Origin of the sequence: Paenirhodobacter sp., assembly GCF_050177655.1 — a bacterium.
In the GTDB taxonomy this organism is placed as follows: domain Bacteria; phylum Pseudomonadota; class Alphaproteobacteria; order Rhodobacterales; family Rhodobacteraceae; genus Rhodobacter.
In genome coordinates this window covers 1-15,724 of the sequence record NZ_JBFXGV010000028.1, presented here as the reverse complement: position 1 = coordinate 15,724, position 15,724 = coordinate 1, and the positions used below count along the sequence as shown (strand labels likewise).

Here is a 15,724-nt window from a genome sequence, read left to right as displayed (position 1 = left end):
CCCGCCGGGCGTATCCTCTCCCGAAGCGGACCGCCAAAGCCCCTCCGGTGCAAGCAAAAACGGCGCTACCGCCCTGCCTGCCTCATGGCGCCGCCTGCCAGACCACCCCGGCGGGCAGCGTCGGCGCGAAATCCGCAAGTTCGGCGCGCAATTGCGCCACCCGCGCCGGGTCGGTCGCGTAGAAACTCACCACCTCGTCGCCGATCGCGGCGCGGTCGTCCCCGTTCACCAGCTGGCCGAGCAGCACCCAGTCCGGCCCCACCGCCGATTTCAGCCATTTGTCGTAAAGCATGGCGAGGCCGATGCCGTGGCGCGCGACAAGCGGAGCGGCCCAGCCCGCGGGCGTCGCGGGATCGGCGCGCAGCGCCAGCACCTCGGGCGAAGCGAGGCCGTAAAGATCGAGCACGTAATTCGGGTTCTGCCAGGCGACCCAGCCAAGGTCGTTCACCGCCACCGGCCCCTTCCAGTAGTCCTTGGCAAAGCGCGCCATCTGCGCCTGCTGCAGATGCACCGCCCGCGGGTTCCACAGGTAATGCACGAGCATCTTCGGCCAGTAGACGGCGCCGCAGATCAGCAGCGCCGCGACCAGCGCCGCGCGCGCGCCAGGGCCCGTGCCCGCGAGCGCGATCACCAGCGCAAGCGCCTGCGACGCGAGAACGTAGATCTCGTAACGGTGCATCCAGCCGATCTGCCCGCCGATCAGATGCGCGAGCCCCGCGAGCCCCGCGACCACGAGCAGCGCCCCGCGCCGGTCGCGCAGCCCCGGCACGAAGGCCGGCAGCGCGAGGCAGAGCACCGTCGCCGCCGCGAGCAGCATCCCCGCGGGCTCGGTCAGATTGATCGCGATGCGAAAGATCACCTGGTCGATCCCGCTCAGCCCCGGGCCGAGCAGCCCGGCCTTGGCCAGAACCGAGCCGGGCAGCATCGCAAGCCCCAGCCCATGCAGGAAAGCCATGAACCCCGCCACCGGCGCGAGCGTCGCAAGCCCGAGCGCGATCCCCGCGCCGGGGCGGCCGCGAAGCACGATCACCGCGCAGGCAAGGCCCGAAAGCGCCAGCCCCTCGAGCCGGATCAGCGGGGCGAAAAACGTGCCAAGAAGCAGCAGCGCCCCGATCCGCCGCTCGCTCAGGAAGATCCAGAGCCCGAAAGTGGTGGCCAGCGCCGCCGCGACGTGCAGGCTGTTCTCCATCCCGGTGAACCCGATCCCGGCAAGGTTCAGCGTGACCGGGCCCAGCACCGCGAAAAGCGCCGTCGCCCCCGGCCCGATCGCCGCCCGCGCCACCCCCGCGCCCCAGAGCGCACCCGAGGCGGCGACGCCGAGGACATTCCAGACAAGCGGCATCCAGAATTGCAGCTTCGCCCCGAAGAGCGGCAGGAGCAGCAGCGGATAAAGGATCGAGGAGGCGGCCGAGGCCGGCTCCCCCGGATTGATGCCATAGCCCCCCTCGAGGATGGACTCGGCCATCGCGAGGTGGATGTAGACATCGTCCAGCGGATAGTCGAAGACGCCGCCCGCATGACGCAGAGCGGCGATCTCGAGCCCCGCCAGAACCAGCACCGCGACGGCGGCGGCAAGGGCGGCCCAGGCCGCCCCCCCGTCCCGCCGAAGCGATGCCGTGGATGACATCATTCGAACTCCATGATGATGTCGTCGACCTTGAGCGAGGCGCCCGGCGCGCAGTTGATCTTCTTCACCACGCCCTTGCGTTCGGCCTTGAGGATGTTCTCCATCTTCATCGCCTCGACGGTCGCCAGCGCCTGACCTTCCTGCACCTCGTCGCCCTCTACGACCGAGATCTTCACGATCAGGCCGGGCATCGGGCAGAGCAGGTATTTCGAGGTATCCGGCGGCAGCTTCTCGGGCATGAGCAGCGCGAGTTCGTGGGCGCGCGGGGTGCGCACATGCACCTTGAGATCCGCGCCGCGGGTGCGGATGCGGAAGCCCATCGGGATGCGGTCGACCTTGAGCACCAGCGGCTGGCTCTCGATCAGAAGCTGGGCGAGCGAATTGCCCGGGGTCCAGTCGCTTTCCACGCGCAGATGCGTGCCGTCCTCGAACTTCACGGTCGAGCCGGTCTTGTCCGCCTGGATCGTCAGCGGATAGGCCTGCCCGCCGACCGAAACCACCCACTGCTCGCCGACATGGCGCTCATGGTTGCCCAGCCGGCCCGAGATCCGCGCGCGGCGGATTTCCACGACGCGGTTCATCGCCGCCGTCGCCGCCGCCACCCGCTTCAGCGTGGCGTCGTCGAGCGTCACGCCGTGGAAGCCCTCGGGATATTCCTCGGCGATGAAGGCGGTGGTGATGTCGCCCTTGACGAAGCGCGGATGGTCCATCACCGCCGCACAGAACGGCAGGTTGTGACCGATGCCCTCGACCTCGAACGTGTCGAGCGCGAGCCGCATCTCCTCGATCGCGTCGGCGCGGGTCATGCCCCAGGTGCAGAGCTTGGCGATCATCGGGTCGTAATACATCGAGATCTCGCCGCCCTCGAACACGCCGGTATCGTTGCGCACGATGCCGCCGCGGACCGAATGGCCCTCTTTCGGCGGGTTGTAGCGGGTCAGACGACCGATCGAGGGCAGGAAGTTGCGATAGGGATCCTCGGCGTAAAGCCGGCTTTCCATCGCCCAGCCGTTGATCTTGATGTCCTTCTGTTCGAAGGGCAGCTTCTCGCCATTCGCGACGCGGATCATCTGCTCGACGAGGTCGACGCCGGTGATCAGCTCGGTGACCGGATGTTCCACCTGCAGGCGGGTGTTCATCTCGAGGAAGTAGAAGTTGCGGTTGCCGTCGACGATGAACTCGACGGTGCCGGCCGAGGTATAGCCCACCGCCTTCGCCAGCGCGCAGGCCTGCTCGCCCATCGCCTTGCGGGTCTTCTCGTCGAGGAAGGGCGAGGGCGCCTCTTCGATGACCTTCTGGTTGCGGCGCTGGATCGAGCATTCGCGCTCGTTCAGGTAGACGCAGTTGCCGTGGCTGTCGGCGAGCACCTGGATCTCGATGTGGCGCGGCTGCGTCACGAATTTCTCGATGAAGATGCGGTCGTCACCAAACGAGTTCTTCGCCTCGTTGCGCGAGCTTTCGAACCCCTCGCGCGCCTCGGCCGCGTTCCAGGCGATGCGCATGCCCTTGCCGCCGCCGCCGGCGGAGGCCTTGATCATCACCGGATAACCGATCTCGTCGGAGATTTTCACCGCTTCGTCGGCATCCTCGATCAGCCCCATATAGCCCGGAACCGTGCTCACGCCCGCTTCCTGCGCCAGTTTCTTCGAGGTGATCTTGTCGCCCATCGCCTCGATCGCACCCGACGGGGGCCCGATGAAGACGACGCCTTCGGCCTCGAGCGCCGCGGCGAAATCCATCCGCTCGGAAAGGAAGCCATAGCCCGGATGCACCGCCTCGGCGCCGGTCTGACGGATCGCGTCCATGATCTTGTCGATCACGATATAGGACTGGTTCGCCGGCGGCGGGCCGATATGCACCTTCTCGTCGGCCATGCGCACATGCAGCGCATGCGCGTCGGCGTCGGAATAGACGGCCACCGTCTTGATCCCCATCTTGCGAGCCGTCTTGATGACCCGGCAGGCGATCTCGCCACGGTTTGCGATCAGGATTTTCTTGAACATGTCAGACCCTTCCCTCCGGGCGCAGCCGATACGCCTGCCCCGCTCTTCGATTTGCAGTGATGACGGATGTGAAAATGCCGCCCGGGCCGGGGGCCCGAACGGCATCAGCTTGCACCTGCGCCCGCGCGGCGCGCAGGCTCAGGGTATTCAGGGCATGGCGCTCAGCGGCACACGCCGGCGTCGTCGCACAGCGCGCCACCGGCGGCACCGATCGCGGCACCGGCCATGACGTTGTTGTCGGTCGCATCGGCGATCGCGGCACCGGCCGCAGCACCGACGAGGGCGCGCTGGCCGTCGGTTTCCATGCAGCCGGCCAGGGCCGAAGCGGCGAGAAGAGCGAGGATGATCGGGGTCTTGCGCATGTGGAACTGCCTCCAAGGGGGGTTATGATTGCCCCCGAGTCTAGGCATTCCGCGGCGGAATTCCATCCCTCGCGCAGCGCAATCGCGTGACGCCGGGCGGCATCGGCAAAGCCCCGCCGATCGGCCTGCGCGCGACGCGACGCCGCAGCGCGCGGCGAAAGGTGCGGCCCGGCGCAAAGACCGGACCGCGAGTTCAGGTTAGGGGTAGGGATATGAACACCGGCGGCAGGAAAGGCACCCTGCCGTGGCGCCCCCGCATGCTGCGCGCCCCGCGCGGCTTTGGCAAAGCCGATCTGCGCGCGGTTGCAACGCTCGGCGGCAAGTCGCCCATGACGCGAGAGGCCCGGCGAAATCATGCCCAATCCTCCTCCTCGTCGTCCTCGTCCGCGTCCCAGTCGAAAGCGTCGGGATCGGCGAAGACCTCGGGGAAGCTCGCCTGCGCGCGCTTGAGGTCGATCTGCAAAAGCTGGCCGTAGGAGGCCGGGTCGAAGGGTTCCTCGGCGGCGACCACCTCGCGCCCGATCAGCCAGCTGAGGCGCCCGGCGTCGAGATTGCCGCGCTCGAAAGGTTCCTCGCCGAACTGCGCCCAAAGCGCGGCCATGAAGCCCGCGTCGGCGCGCCGGTCGGCGGCGGCCCGATCCTTGAACCGCTCGCGGCGGATGATCTTCGTCGGCCCCTGCTTGTTCGCGCGACGGATCGTGAACTGGAAATCGGTGCCGGGAAGGCGGCTTGGAAAACCGCGATGTTTCAGCATGTTGCGCCCTCCGCATGACGGCGGACGCAGGCGGGAACGGGGTCGAGACCCCGCCCCCGAGCGGTCAGGCCGTCAAGGCTTACTTGTATTTGCCGGTATAGGTCGGCTCGGTGGTGACGGGCGCCGCCGGTTCGGTCTTCGGCGCGCAGGCGGCGACGAAGGCGAGAAGCGCAACGGCGAGCAGAGCTTTCTTCGACATGGGATACTCCTGTCCGGACCGGCGGTTGGCAGCTGTTCGCAGTCCCCGGCCCTTCGATCACTGGGGCCGGACGATTCCGGCCAATTGTGACAATATCGCGCCCGCCCGCACCGCGCGAGAGGGCCGCGCGCAGAGCAAGGCCGCGCTGTGGCGCCGCCGCATCAGCGCGCGCCCCCCGCATCCCCCCGATCCGCGCCCGCAGGCCCATCAGAACATCTCCCAGACACAGGCCCCGTCCGCGATGGAATAGGCCTGAAAGAATTGCACCGCCTCCTCGTCCGTCTCCCCGAAGGGCACGACGCGGTCGGAGAGGCTGATCACCACCTGCGCCGGCTGCGGCCCCAGATTGGAGATCCGCGGCAGCGCGAAGCCGTTGCACAGCGCGTCCATGTCGACCGAGGCCATCTCCGGATCGAGCGGTTGCCGCCCGCCGATCGCCGGCGCGAGGAAGCGAAAGCGGAGCGTCAGCCCCTCCGGCCCCTGCGTATCGGTGATCGTGTCGATCCAGTGGACCTCCAGTCCCGAGGGCACCGCGATCGCGGGGCCCCCGCCGTCCTGGGCAAGCGCGGGCCGGGCCAGGCACAGAACGCCCAGCGCAGCGGCGATGCCGCCACGCCAGCGCCTTCCCCGCTGTCCGGCCCCGCGCCCCATTCCGCGCCCCTCAGAGCGGAATGTTGTCGTGTTTCTTGTAGGGGTTGGTCATCTTCTTGCCGCGCAGCGAGGCAAAGGCGCGCGCGATCCGGCGCCGGGTGCCATGCGGCTGGATCACCTCGTCGATGAAGCCGCGTTCCGCCGCGACGAAGGGATTGGCGAAGCGATCTTCGTAATCCTTCGTGCGCGCCGCGATCTTCTCGGCATCGCCCAGCTCGCTGCGATAGAGGATCTCGACCGCGCCCTTCGCGCCCATCACCGCGATTTCCGCGGTGGGCCAGGCATAGTTGAAATCGCCGCGCAGGTGCTTCGAGGCCATCACGTCATAGGCGCCGCCATAGGCCTTGCGGGTGATCAGCGTAACCTTCGGCACGGTCGCCTCGCCATAGGCGAACAAGAGCTTCGCGCCATGCTTGATGACGCCGCCGTATTCCTGGCTCGTGCCGGGCAGGAAGCCGGGCACGTCGACCAGCGTCAGCAGCGGGATCTCGAACGCATCGCAGAAGCGCACGAAACGCGCCGCCTTGCGCGAGCTGTCGATGTCGAGGCAGCCGGCCAGAACCATCGGCTGGTTCGCGACGACGCCGACGGTCTGCCCCTCGAGGCGGATGAAGCCGATGATGATATTGCCCGCGAAATCCTTCTGGATCTCATAGAAGCTGCCCTCATCGGAGATTTTGAGGATCAGCTCCTTCATGTCGTAGGGCTGGTTCGGGTTCGACGGAATGAGCGTGTCGAGGCTCTCTTCCATCCGGTTCACGTCGTCGAAGAAGGGCCGCACCGGCGGTTTCTCACCCGCGCGCAGCGGCAGATAGTCGATCAGCCGGCGGGTCTCGTAGATCGCCTCGACGTCATTCTCGAAGGCGAGATCGGCGACCGAGCTCTTGCGGGTGTGGGTGGTGGCGCCGCCCAGCTCCTCGGCGGTGACGATCTCGTTCGTGACCGTCTTCACCACGTCGGGGCCGGTGACGAACATGTAGGAAGTGTCCTTCACCATGAAGATGAAGTCGGTCATCGCGGGCGAGTAAACCGCGCCGCCGGCGCAGGGGCCCATGATGAGCGAGATCTGCGGCACCACGCCCGAGGCCATGATGTTGCGCTGGAACACGTCGGCATAGCCGGCGAGCGAGGCGACACCCTCCTGGATGCGCGCGCCGCCCGAGTCGTTCATGCCGATCACCGGGGCGCCGTTCTGCACGGCCATGTCCATGATCTTGCAGATCTTCTCGGCGTGGGTCTCGGAGAGCGAACCGCCGAAGACGGTGAAGTCCTGCGAGAAGACATAGACCATGCGGCCGTTCACCGTGCCCCAGCCGGTGACCACGCCGTCGCCCGGAATATGCTCGGCTTCCATGCCGAACTCGGTGCAGCGGTGCGCCTTGAACATGTCGAATTCTTCGAACGACCCCTCGTCGAGCAGGAGTTCGATGCGTTCGCGCGCGGTCAGCTTGCCCTTCTTGTGCTGGCTGTCGATCCGGCGCTGGCCACCGCCCAGACGCGCGTTCGCGCGACGTTCATCAAGCTCGAGCAGAATGTCTCTCATGGGGTCCCCTCCGACGTTTGGCGCACCCTACACATGCGCAAGATTGTTACAAAGCGGATTCGAGTAAATTTGCAAAAACTTGGCAGGGGCCAAGGTGCAATTTGCAAATACTCGCCGAGTCTCTCCGATCCGCCCGCCTGACCACAGGTCTTAGCACCACGGAATCGCAAGGAAAACCGCGCTTTTTCACAGATTTTCGGCGCGGCGCCGCAGCAATCCCGCGCGAGCGCCCGCGCGCGCGTATCCTCTCTGGCGGGGCCGCCCGCGCCGCGCTAGAGCAGGGCAAACACCGGGGGAAACGCCATGCCCGCCCTGCCCGCACCGCTCGTCACGATTCTGTTGCTCACCGGTTCGAACGTCTTCATGACCTTCGCCTGGTATGGCCATCTGCGCTTCCGCTCCGCGCCGATGCTCGCCGCGATTCTGATCTCCTGGGGCATCGCCTTCTTCGAATACCTGCTGCAGGTGCCGGCGAACCGGATCGGCTATGGCACGCTTTCGGCCGCGCAGCTGAAGACGATCCAGGAGGTGATCTCGCTCACCGTCTTCGTGATCTTCAACGCGCTCTGGCTCGGCGAGCCCGTCACCTGGCGCACCGTCGCGGGTTTCGCGCTGATCGTGGGCGGGGTCGCGCTGATCTTCACCGGCCGCGGCTGAGCGGATTTGACGGACGGGCTTTGCAAAGCTATCACTCGCTTTGCAAAGCGGGAGGGTCCGATGGCGACGCAGAAACTTTACGCCGGCGTCAAGCTGCGCGAGACGCGCGCGCGCCTGGGCCTCACGCAGAAGGCCTTCGCCGATCGGCTCGGCGTTTCGCTGCCCTATCTGAACCAGATGGAGAACAACCACCGCCCGGTCTCCGCCGCGGTGGTGCTGGCGCTCGCGGGCGAATTCGGCCTCGACGTGACCGAGCTTTCGGCGGGCGATGCCGAGCGGCTGGTGAGCGACATGCGCGAGGCGCTTGCCGATCCGGTCTTTGCCGACGGCGCGCCGCCGCTCGCCGATCTGCGGCTCGCCGCCTCGAACGCCCCCGCCCTCGCGCGCTCCTTCCTCGAACTGCACCGCGCCTATCGCCAGGTGCATGAACGCCTCGCCTCGCTCGACGAGGCGCTTGGCCGCGAGGGCGCGCAGACGGTGGTTTCGCCCTGGGAAGAGGTGCGCGACTTCTTTCACTATTGCGACAATTACATCGACGCGGTCGATCGCGCCGCCGAACGGTTTTCCTGCCCGCAGGGCAAGCGCTTGAACCCCGTCGCCCTGGCTGTCGAGGCGCTGCAGGCGCGCGGGGTGGAAGTGCAGTTTTCGAACATTTCGAGCCTGCGCGAGCGTCATGGCGAACGGCTCGAGATCTCCTCCCATGCGGCACGCCCGACGCAGGCCTTCCAGCTCCTGCATCAGGTCGCGCTGGTGACCCAGAACGATCTGCTCGAGGCGACGCTCGACCTCGCGCGCTTCCAGTCCGAGACCTCGCGCGCGATCGCGAAGATCGGGCTCGCGAATTACTTCGCGGGCGCCGCACTCCTGCCCTATCGCGCCTTTCTCGAGGCCGCGCAGGAGACGCGCCACGATCTCGAACGCCTCGCCGACGCTTTCGGCGCCTCGATCGAACAGGTCGCGCACCGGCTGTCCACCCTGCAACGGCCGGGCGCGAAGGGCATCCCCTTCTTCTTCGTGCGCGTCGATCAGGCCGGCACGATCACCAAGCGCCATTCCGCGACGCGGCTGCAATTCGCCCGGTTCGGCGGCGCCTGCCCGCTCTGGAACGTGCACCAGGCCTTTGAAACACCAACGAAATTCCTGCGCCAGCTGGCCGAGACGCCGGACGGGGTGCGCTATCTCTGCATTGCGCGCGACGTCTCGAAATCGGGCGGCAGCTTCACCGCCCCGGTGCGGCGCTACGCGATCAACCTCGGCTGCGAGATCAGCCACGCCCGCGGCCTCGTCTATGCCGACGACATGGAGCTGTCGAACCCCCGCGCCTATCAGCCGATCGGCATCTCCTGCCGGATCTGCGAGCGCAAGGAGTGCCACCAGCGGTCCGTGCCGCCGCTCGAGCGCCGCCTCACCGTCGACCCGAACCGCCGCGGGCTGCTGCCCTATGACATCGCCTGACCGAAAAGCCCCGGAAAATCCGGGGCTTGTCAGGTCTTCTTCAAAGGTGCGGTGGCTCAGTCAGCCGGGACGGCGTGCATCAGGCGCGCAATCTCGTCCTTGATCGCCATGCGCTGCTTGCGCAGCGCGACCTCGGCCAGTTCCTCCATCGGCTCGACATTGGTCTCCGCCAGATGAACCCGGTCGTTCACCCTGTCATATTCCTCCATCAGTTCGGCGAAACGCGGGTTCGAGAGTTTCAGTGCATGCATCCGGTCGATGTCATGCGGGAAATCTTCCTGAAGCGTGTGCGGGTTGTTCGACATCCGGCCTCCTCGTTCCGTTCCTCGACTCAAAGCCTACGCCCGCTTTCCCGCACCCGACCTTGACCCGTGTCAAATCACGCCTCAGGTTTCGGCGCCGCCCCCACCGCTGCCGAAATCTTCGCCAGTTCCGCCTCCATCGCGCCGAACCGCCCCTCGATCGCGACCATCCGCAGCTCGTCGATCTTCTCGTGCAGCCGCATGATCTCGAGCTCGGCCTTGAGGTTCACCTCATAGTCATGCGCCGCGGCGACACGGTCCTTCTCCGCCTGCCGGTTCTGGCTCATCATGATGACGGGCGCCTGCACCGCCGCCACCATCGAGAGAATAAGATTCAGGAAAACAAAGGGATAGGGATCGACCGCGCGGGTCATCACCAGCGTGTTCAGCACCACCCAGAAGATCTGGATGCCGAAGAACAGGAAGATGAAGGTCCAGGATCCGCCAAAGCTCGCGACCCGATCGGCGACGCGCGCGCCCAGATCGGGCCGCTCGACGCTCAGATCGCGCGAGATCGTCGCCTTTTCTGCGACGCGCTTGAGCACGCGGCGGTCGCGTTCGCTCAATTCGTCGAAATTCTTGCGCAAAAGCCGTTCCGACAGGCTGCGCAGCTTGTTTTCCATGGGGTTCTCCGTCAGGCGCTCGGGCGACCGGCCCATGCTGCGCTGCCGCGGCGCGCTTGTCCATCGGGGCGCGGAGGGAACGGCGCGTCAGCCGCCCGCCTTGCGCCAACCCGCCGCGCGCGCCTCTTCCTCGGTGCAGAACCAGCGCTCGCCCTTCACCTCGTTGATCCGGGTCGCCGCATAGCCGCGCCCGGAGGGCAGGTGATAAAGCCGCCCGCGCGACGAAATATTTCCTTTGATCAAGCACTTGCCAGGGGGAGGCGTATCGACATGCGCCGCCGCGCGCACCTTTTCCGGGGCCTCGGCGCGCCCCGCCCAGATCCCGCGCCGCGCCGCCTGCGCCGCCGCCTCCGGCCCGACATAGGCCAGCGAATATTTGCGATAGGCAAAGGCCATGCCGCGCGCGACCATCTCCGCGCCAAGATCGGTGCCCCCGACCCGGCAGGTCGCGACCAGCCGGCCATAGCGGTCGCGCTCATCGCCCTCGCAGCGCACCTCGGCACGACCGATCAGCGCCTTCAGCTCCGCCGTCGCGCGCGCGCCACAGGCCCAGCCGCGGCCGGCCGGATCGTCGCAGATCTGCTTCGCCTCCGGCGCATCAATCCCTGAAAGGCGTATCTTCGCGCCCGCAATCGCCAGCGTATCGCCATCGACCACACGCGCGCGCCCCTGCACCACATCCGCCGATGCCGGCAGCGCCAGCACCAGACTCAGAAGAATCCACCTCACCATGCGCCAGATATAGCGGAACAGAAGCGGAACGCAACCGGATCCGGCGGGGATGTTTAACGCTGCGCCTCGCGCCAGTTCGGGTTGATCCAGGGCTCCGCATTCTCCGACGGCAGCCGCCGGCCAAGGATGTGATCGGCCATTTTCTCGCCGGTCATGATCGAGGGCGCGTTGAGGTTGCCGTTCGTCACCCGCGGGAAGATCGAGCTGTCGGCGACGCGCAGCCCCTCGACGCCGATCACCCGCCCCTCGGGGTCGACCACCGCCATAGGGTCGTCCGCCCGCCCCATCCGCGCGGTGCCGCAGGGGTGATAGGCGCTCTCGGCGTGGTCGCGGATGAAGGCGTCGATCTCCGCATCCGACTGCACCGCGGCACCCGGCTGGATCTCGTGTTTCACATGGGCCGCGATCGGTGCCTGGGCAAAGATCTCGCGCGTGAGCCGCACCACCTTGCGGAAATCGCTCCAGTCGTCGGGATGGCTCATGTAATTGAAGCGGATCACCGGGTTCGCGCGCGGATCGGGCGAGCGCAGCGTAACCGAACCGCGCGATTTCGCGCGCATCGGCCCGGTATGCACCTGGAAGCCGTGCCCCTCCGCCGCGGCCTTGCCGTCGTAGCGCACCGCGATCGGCAGGAAGTGATACTGGATGTCCGGGTATTGCACGCCCTTGTCCGATCGGATGAAGCCGCAGGCCTCGAACTGGTTCGAGGCGCCAAGCCCCTTCTTCGTGAAAAGCCACTGCGCGCCGACCAGCGCCTTGCCCCAGAGATTCCAGTATTTGTAAAGCGTGACAGGCTCTTGCGCGGCGAACTGCATGTAGATTTCGAGGTGATCTTGCAGGTTCGCGCCCACCCCGGGCCGGTCCGCCAGCACCTCGACGCCCATCTCGCGCAGATGCGCGGCGGGGCCGATACCCGACAGCATCAGGAGCTTCGGCGTGTTGAGCGAGCTCGCCGCAAGCACCACCTCGGCGCGCGCGCGCAGTACCTCGACCTTGCCGCCGCGCTCGTATTCGACGCCCACCGCGCGCCCCTGCTCGAACACCACCCGCCGCGCGAGGCCGCGAATGATTTCGAGGTTGCCTCCCTTCAACGCCGGGCGCAGATAGGCATTCGCCGCCGACCAGCGCCGCCCCTTCCAGATCGTCGCCTCCATCGGGCCGAAGCCCTCCTGCTGGCGCCCGTTGTAATCGCGCGTCACCGGATAGCCAGCCGCCGCCCCCGCTTCGATGAAATGTTCGAAAAGGACATTTTTGCGCGGCCCACGGGTGATGTGCAAAGGCCCGGAATGGCCACGCCAGTCGGGATCGCCGCCATCGTCATGGCCGTGCCAGTTCTCCATCCGCTTGAAATAGGGCAGCACGTCGGCATAGGACCAACCCGTTGCGCCCTGCTCCGCCCAATGGTCGAAATCGCAAGCGTGACCACGGACATAGACCATGCCGTTGATGCTCGACGAGCCACCGATCACCTTGCCGCGCGGCGTCACCAGCACGCGATTGCCCAGATGCGGCTCCGGTTCGGTCTTCAGACCCCAGTCGTAAAGCCCCATGTTCATCGGATAGGAGAGCGCCGCGGGCATCTGGATGAACGGACCCGCATCCGAGCCGCCATGTTCGATAATGATTACCTTGCGCCCCGCCTCCGCAAGCCGGTAGGCCAGCGCCGAGCCGCCCGATCCGGCCCCGACAATCACATAATCCGCTTCCATCGCCGCGTCCTCTGGCCTGCTGGCCTTCTTCTTGGTCCAAATACTCCGGGGGGCCCGTCAGGGCGGGGGCAGCGCCCCCTCCTCAATAGGGGCTCTCGACCGGACCGGTGCCGACATAGACCGCCTTCACCTGGGTATAATGCTCGACCGCCGCCTTCGAATTCTCGCGCCCGAGGCCCGAGGCCTTCACCGCACCGAAGGGCATTTCCACCGGGGTCAGGTTATAGGCGTTGATCCAGGTGGTGCCGGCCTGCAGCCGCGCCACCATCCGGTGCCCGCGCGCGAGATCACCGGTGAACACCCCCGCCGCAAGGCCGAACTGCGTGCCATTCGCCCGCGCGATCACCTCTTCCTCGGTGTCGAAATCGAGCACCGCCATCACCGGGCCAAAGATCTCCTCGCGCGCGATGGTCATCGTGTCGGTCACATCGGCGAAAACCGTCGGCTGCACGAAAAGCGGCCCCTCGTTGCCGGCCGACCCGCCGCAGACGAGGGTCGCGCCCTCTTCCTTGCCCTTCGCGATATAGCCAAGCACCTTTTCGTGCTGCGCGGCCGAGATCAGCGGGCCGAACTGCGTCGCCTCCTCCATCGGATCGCCCGCGACGATCTTCGCCGTGCGCGCCGCCAGCCGCTCGAGGAACCGCGCCTTGATGCCCTTTTGCACGAAGACCCGCGTCCCGTTCGAGCAGATCTGCCCCGAGGAATAGAAATTGCCGAGCATCGCCGCGCCCACCGCGCTCTCGACATCGGCGTCGTCGAAGACGATCAGCGGCGACTTGCCGCCAAGCTCCATCGTGACATGCTTCATCCCCGCCGCGGCCGCCGCATAGACCTTCGCCCCGGTCGGCACCGAACCGGTAAGCGAGACCTTGGCGATTCGCGGATCGGTCGCCAGCGCCGCGCCCACCGCGCCAAAGCCCTGCACCACGTTGAAGATCCCCGCCGGCATCCCCGCCTCGATGAAAATCGCGGCAAGTTGCAGCGCCCCAAGCGGCGTCATCTCCGAGGGCTTGAACACCATCGCATTGCCGGTCGAGAGCGCCGGCGCCGCCTTCCAGCAGGCGATCTGGCTCGGGTAATTCCAGGCGCCGATCCCCGCGCAAACCCCCAGCGGCTCGCGGATCGTATAGGCGAAATCGCCGCCGAGCGGCATCGTCTCGCCGGTGAGCGTGGGCGCGAGCCCCGCGAAATATTCGAGCGCATCGGCGCCCGAGGGCCAGTCGGCGACCCGCGTCTCCTGGATCGGCTTGCCGGTGTCGAGGGTTTCGAGCCGGGCCAGTTCCTCGCCCCGCGCGCGGATGATTTCCGCGGCCTTCATCAGCACCCGCGCGCGCTCCACCGGGCGGCGCGCCGCCCAGTCGGCCTGCGCCGCAACCGCGCCCGAGAGCGCCGCCTCGAGCACCGCGGGCGTCGCCGCATGGAGCCGCGCGATCACCTCGCCCGTGCCCGGATAGGTGACCTCGAACGCCGCCCCGGCCTCATCCTCGAGCCAGTCGCCATTGACGAAATGACTTGCCTTCGGTTGTGCGATCATGCCCTGACCTCCAGTTCGCGATCCAGATATTCCGTAACGATCTTAAGTGCATAGCTCCGGTCCGGCGCCCCGTCGGCCAGCGCCGCGCGGATATAGACGCCGTCGATCATCGCGCCGAGCCCGCGCGCCACCACCTCGGCGCGCGCCCCCACCAGCGCGCGCAGCTCATGGCGCAGGTTCGAGCGCAGCCGCCGCTGATAGACGCGCAAAAGCCGCCGCGCCTCGGGCTGGGTCTGCGCCAGAACGTAGAAATTCAGCCAGGCCGAGATCACCTCGCGCCGGAAACTGCCGGTGGCGAAGTTGCCCGCGACGATCGCCCGCAGCCGCGAGGCCGGGTCATGCGCCGTCGCCAGCGCGCCGCGCACCTCGGCGCCGTAAAGCGCAAGGATCGAGCGCATCGCGGCGAGAAAGATCTGCTCCTTCGAGCCGAAGTAATGATGCGCCAGCGCCGAGGACATCCCCGCGCGGCGCGCGATCTGCGCGACGGTCACTTCGAGCGAGCCGGCCTCCCCCACCGTCTCGATCGTGGCTTTCACGAGGGCCGCCCGTCGAATAGGCTCCGCTCCAAGCTTCGGCATGGCTTTGCGCCCTTCCTGCAAAAAGTTCTTGCCTTTTGGAGCTACAGGCAAGTTTATTGACTCGTCAATCAACAAAAAGCCTGATCACGAAACTGGGCAACCAACGGGAGACGCTCATGACCCTTCGTTCGACCATTCTGGCCGGGGCCGCCTGCACCCTGCTCGCCACCACCGCCGTGCAGGCGGGGGACTGCAACAAGGTGATCTTCTCCGATGTCGGCTGGACCGACATCACCGCCACCACCGCCACCGCCGCGACGGTGCTGCAGGCGCTCGGCTACGAGACCGACATCAAGGTGCTCTCGGTGCCGGTGACCTATTCGGCGCTCTCGACGGGCGACGTCGACGTGTTCCTCGGCCAGTGGATGCCCTCGATGGAGGCCGATTTCGCCCCCTACCGCGAGGATGGCACGGTCGAGACGGTGCGCACCAACCTCACCGGCGCGAAATACACGCTCGCCACCAACGAGAAGGGCGCCGCGCTCGGCATCCACGATTTCACCGACATCGCCAAGCACAAGGCCGAGCTCGACGGCAAGATCTACGGCATCGAGCCGGGCAATGACGGCAACCGCCTCGTGCTCGACATGATCGACGGCGGCCAGTTCGACCTGACCGGCTTCGAACTGGTCGAAAGCTCGGAACAGGGCATGCTCGCGCAGGTCGCGCGCCTGTCGAAGGAGGACGCGCCGATCGTCTTCCTCGGCTGGGAACCCCACCCGATGAACACCAATTTCAAGCTGACCTACCTGACCGGCGGCGACGATGTCTTCGGCCCCGACTTCGGCGGCGCCGAGGTGCAGACCGACGTGCGCAAGGGCTATGTCGCGGAATGCCCGAATGTGGGCAAGTTCCTGGAAAACCTCTCCTTCTCGCTCACGATGGAAAACCAGATCATGGGCAAGATCCTCGATGACGGCGAAGAGCCGATGGCGGCCGCGAAGGCATGGCTCACCGCCAACCCCGACACCGTCACCCCCTGGCTCGAGGGCGTG

General features: G+C 66.9%; 15 protein-coding genes. 3 read left to right on the top strand and 12 right to left on the bottom strand.

Annotation, left to right across the window (positions count from 1 at the left end):
- Positions 1–82: 82 nt before the first annotated feature.
- The 6 genes from AB7U46_RS11030 to AB7U46_RS11005 all read right to left on the bottom strand — a co-directional run bounded on the left by AB7U46_RS11030 (position 83) and on the right by AB7U46_RS11005 (position 7,139).
- On the bottom strand, positions 83–1,627 hold the full coding sequence (locus AB7U46_RS11030) for a hypothetical protein (protein ID WP_428337024.1): 1,545 nt from the start codon (positions 1,625–1,627) through the stop codon (positions 83–85).
- Positions 1,627–3,630, bottom strand: a complete 2,004-nt coding sequence (locus AB7U46_RS11025; RefSeq protein WP_428337023.1) for an acetyl-CoA carboxylase biotin carboxylase subunit — start codon at positions 3,628–3,630, stop codon at positions 1,627–1,629. Before AB7U46_RS11025 ends, AB7U46_RS11030 begins: the two co-directional genes overlap by 1 nt.
- Positions 3,631–3,791: 161 nt before the next feature.
- The gene (locus AB7U46_RS11020) at positions 3,792–3,992 is read right to left on the bottom strand and encodes a hypothetical protein (protein WP_428337022.1); all 201 of its coding nucleotides are present in this window, start codon (positions 3,990–3,992) and stop codon (positions 3,792–3,794) included.
- Positions 3,993–4,344: 352 nt separating this feature from the next.
- Positions 4,345–4,746, bottom strand: a complete 402-nt coding sequence (locus AB7U46_RS11015) for a hypothetical protein (protein WP_428337021.1) — start codon at positions 4,744–4,746, stop codon at positions 4,345–4,347.
- A 406-nt stretch (positions 4,747–5,152) separates the two neighbouring features.
- On the bottom strand, positions 5,153–5,596 hold the full coding sequence (locus AB7U46_RS11010) for a DUF6497 family protein (protein WP_428337020.1): 444 nt from the start codon (positions 5,594–5,596) through the stop codon (positions 5,153–5,155).
- A gap of 10 nt (positions 5,597–5,606) precedes the next feature.
- Complete coding sequence (locus tag AB7U46_RS11005) at positions 5,607–7,139, bottom strand: acyl-CoA carboxylase subunit beta (protein ID WP_428337019.1); 1,533 nt, start codon at positions 7,137–7,139, stop codon at positions 5,607–5,609.
- A gap of 303 nt (positions 7,140–7,442) precedes the next feature.
- Here AB7U46_RS11005 and AB7U46_RS11000 point away from each other — a divergent pair, with 303 nt between their 5' ends.
- Positions 7,443–7,796 carry a DMT family protein gene (locus tag AB7U46_RS11000; RefSeq protein ID WP_428337018.1) on the top strand — a complete coding sequence of 118 codons (354 nt, stop codon included), beginning with the start codon at positions 7,443–7,445 and terminating at the stop codon, positions 7,794–7,796.
- A 60-nt stretch (positions 7,797–7,856) separates the two neighbouring features.
- Positions 7,857–9,251 carry a helix-turn-helix domain-containing protein gene (locus AB7U46_RS10995; protein WP_428337017.1) on the top strand — a complete coding sequence of 465 codons (1,395 nt, stop codon included), beginning with the start codon at positions 7,857–7,859 and terminating at the stop codon, positions 9,249–9,251.
- Positions 9,252–9,307: 56 nt separating this feature from the next.
- Here AB7U46_RS10995 and AB7U46_RS10990 read toward each other — a convergent pair whose 3' ends face one another.
- The 6 genes from AB7U46_RS10990 to betI form a co-directional block, all read right to left on the bottom strand.
- A complete protein-coding gene (locus AB7U46_RS10990) occupies positions 9,308–9,556 on the bottom strand; it encodes a YdcH family protein (RefSeq protein ID WP_428337016.1) in 249 nt (82 codons plus the stop codon).
- 74 nt (positions 9,557–9,630) lie between these two features.
- Positions 9,631–10,176: a DUF1003 domain-containing protein gene (locus tag AB7U46_RS10985; protein ID WP_428337015.1), complete on the bottom strand. Its 546-nt coding sequence runs from the start codon at positions 10,174–10,176 to the stop codon at positions 9,631–9,633.
- Positions 10,177–10,263: 87 nt separating this feature from the next.
- Entirely contained in the window at positions 10,264–10,908 is a 645-nt protein-coding gene (locus tag AB7U46_RS10980) for a thermonuclease family protein (RefSeq protein WP_428337014.1), read from the bottom strand.
- A 53-nt stretch (positions 10,909–10,961) separates the two neighbouring features.
- Positions 10,962–12,617: a choline dehydrogenase gene (gene betA / locus AB7U46_RS10975; RefSeq protein WP_428337013.1), complete on the bottom strand. Its 1,656-nt coding sequence runs from the start codon at positions 12,615–12,617 to the stop codon at positions 10,962–10,964.
- 82 nt (positions 12,618–12,699) lie between these two features.
- Positions 12,700–14,151 carry a betaine-aldehyde dehydrogenase gene (betB, locus tag AB7U46_RS10970; RefSeq protein ID WP_428337012.1) on the bottom strand — a complete coding sequence of 484 codons (1,452 nt, stop codon included), beginning with the start codon at positions 14,149–14,151 and terminating at the stop codon, positions 12,700–12,702.
- Complete coding sequence (betI, locus tag AB7U46_RS10965) at positions 14,148–14,729, bottom strand: choline-binding transcriptional repressor BetI (protein ID WP_428337011.1); 582 nt, start codon at positions 14,727–14,729, stop codon at positions 14,148–14,150. The genes betB and betI overlap by 4 nt, the downstream gene beginning before the upstream one ends.
- A gap of 116 nt (positions 14,730–14,845) precedes the next feature.
- Here betI and choX point away from each other — a divergent pair.
- Positions 14,846–15,724: choline ABC transporter substrate-binding protein (gene choX, locus AB7U46_RS10960; protein ID WP_428337010.1), on the top strand; the 879-nt coding region annotated here is incomplete at its 3' end.

What these genes read in the sequence shown, in the direction of transcription:
- AB7U46_RS10995 (WP_428337017.1), top strand. Translation starts at nt 7,857, where the DNA reads ATGGCGACGCAGAAACTTTACGCCGGCGTCAAGCTGCGCGAGACGCGC.
- AB7U46_RS11005 (WP_428337019.1), bottom strand. Translation starts at nt 7,139, where the DNA reads ATGAGAGACATTCTGCTCGAGCTTGATGAACGTCGCGCGAACGCGCGT.
- AB7U46_RS11030 (WP_428337024.1), bottom strand. Translation starts at nt 1,627, where the DNA reads ATGTCATCCACGGCATCGCTTCGGCGGGACGGGGGGGCGGCCTGGGCC.
- AB7U46_RS11010 (WP_428337020.1), bottom strand. Translation starts at nt 5,596, where the DNA reads ATGGGGCGCGGGGCCGGACAGCGGGGAAGGCGCTGGCGTGGCGGCATC.
- AB7U46_RS11020 (WP_428337022.1), bottom strand. Translation starts at nt 3,992, where the DNA reads ATGCGCAAGACCCCGATCATCCTCGCTCTTCTCGCCGCTTCGGCCCTG.
- AB7U46_RS11000 (WP_428337018.1), top strand. Translation starts at nt 7,443, where the DNA reads ATGCCCGCCCTGCCCGCACCGCTCGTCACGATTCTGTTGCTCACCGGT.
- betB (WP_428337012.1), bottom strand. Translation starts at nt 14,151, where the DNA reads ATGATCGCACAACCGAAGGCAAGTCATTTCGTCAATGGCGACTGGCTC.
- betA (WP_428337013.1), bottom strand. Translation starts at nt 12,617, where the DNA reads ATGGAAGCGGATTATGTGATTGTCGGGGCCGGATCGGGCGGCTCGGCG.
- AB7U46_RS10985 (WP_428337015.1), bottom strand. Translation starts at nt 10,176, where the DNA reads ATGGAAAACAAGCTGCGCAGCCTGTCGGAACGGCTTTTGCGCAAGAAT.
- betI (WP_428337011.1), bottom strand. Translation starts at nt 14,729, where the DNA reads ATGCCGAAGCTTGGAGCGGAGCCTATTCGACGGGCGGCCCTCGTGAAA.
- AB7U46_RS10980 (WP_428337014.1), bottom strand. Translation starts at nt 10,908, where the DNA reads ATGGTGAGGTGGATTCTTCTGAGTCTGGTGCTGGCGCTGCCGGCATCG.
- AB7U46_RS10990 (WP_428337016.1), bottom strand. Translation starts at nt 9,556, where the DNA reads ATGTCGAACAACCCGCACACGCTTCAGGAAGATTTCCCGCATGACATC.
- AB7U46_RS11025 (WP_428337023.1), bottom strand. Translation starts at nt 3,630, where the DNA reads ATGTTCAAGAAAATCCTGATCGCAAACCGTGGCGAGATCGCCTGCCGG.
- AB7U46_RS11015 (WP_428337021.1), bottom strand. Translation starts at nt 4,746, where the DNA reads ATGCTGAAACATCGCGGTTTTCCAAGCCGCCTTCCCGGCACCGATTTC.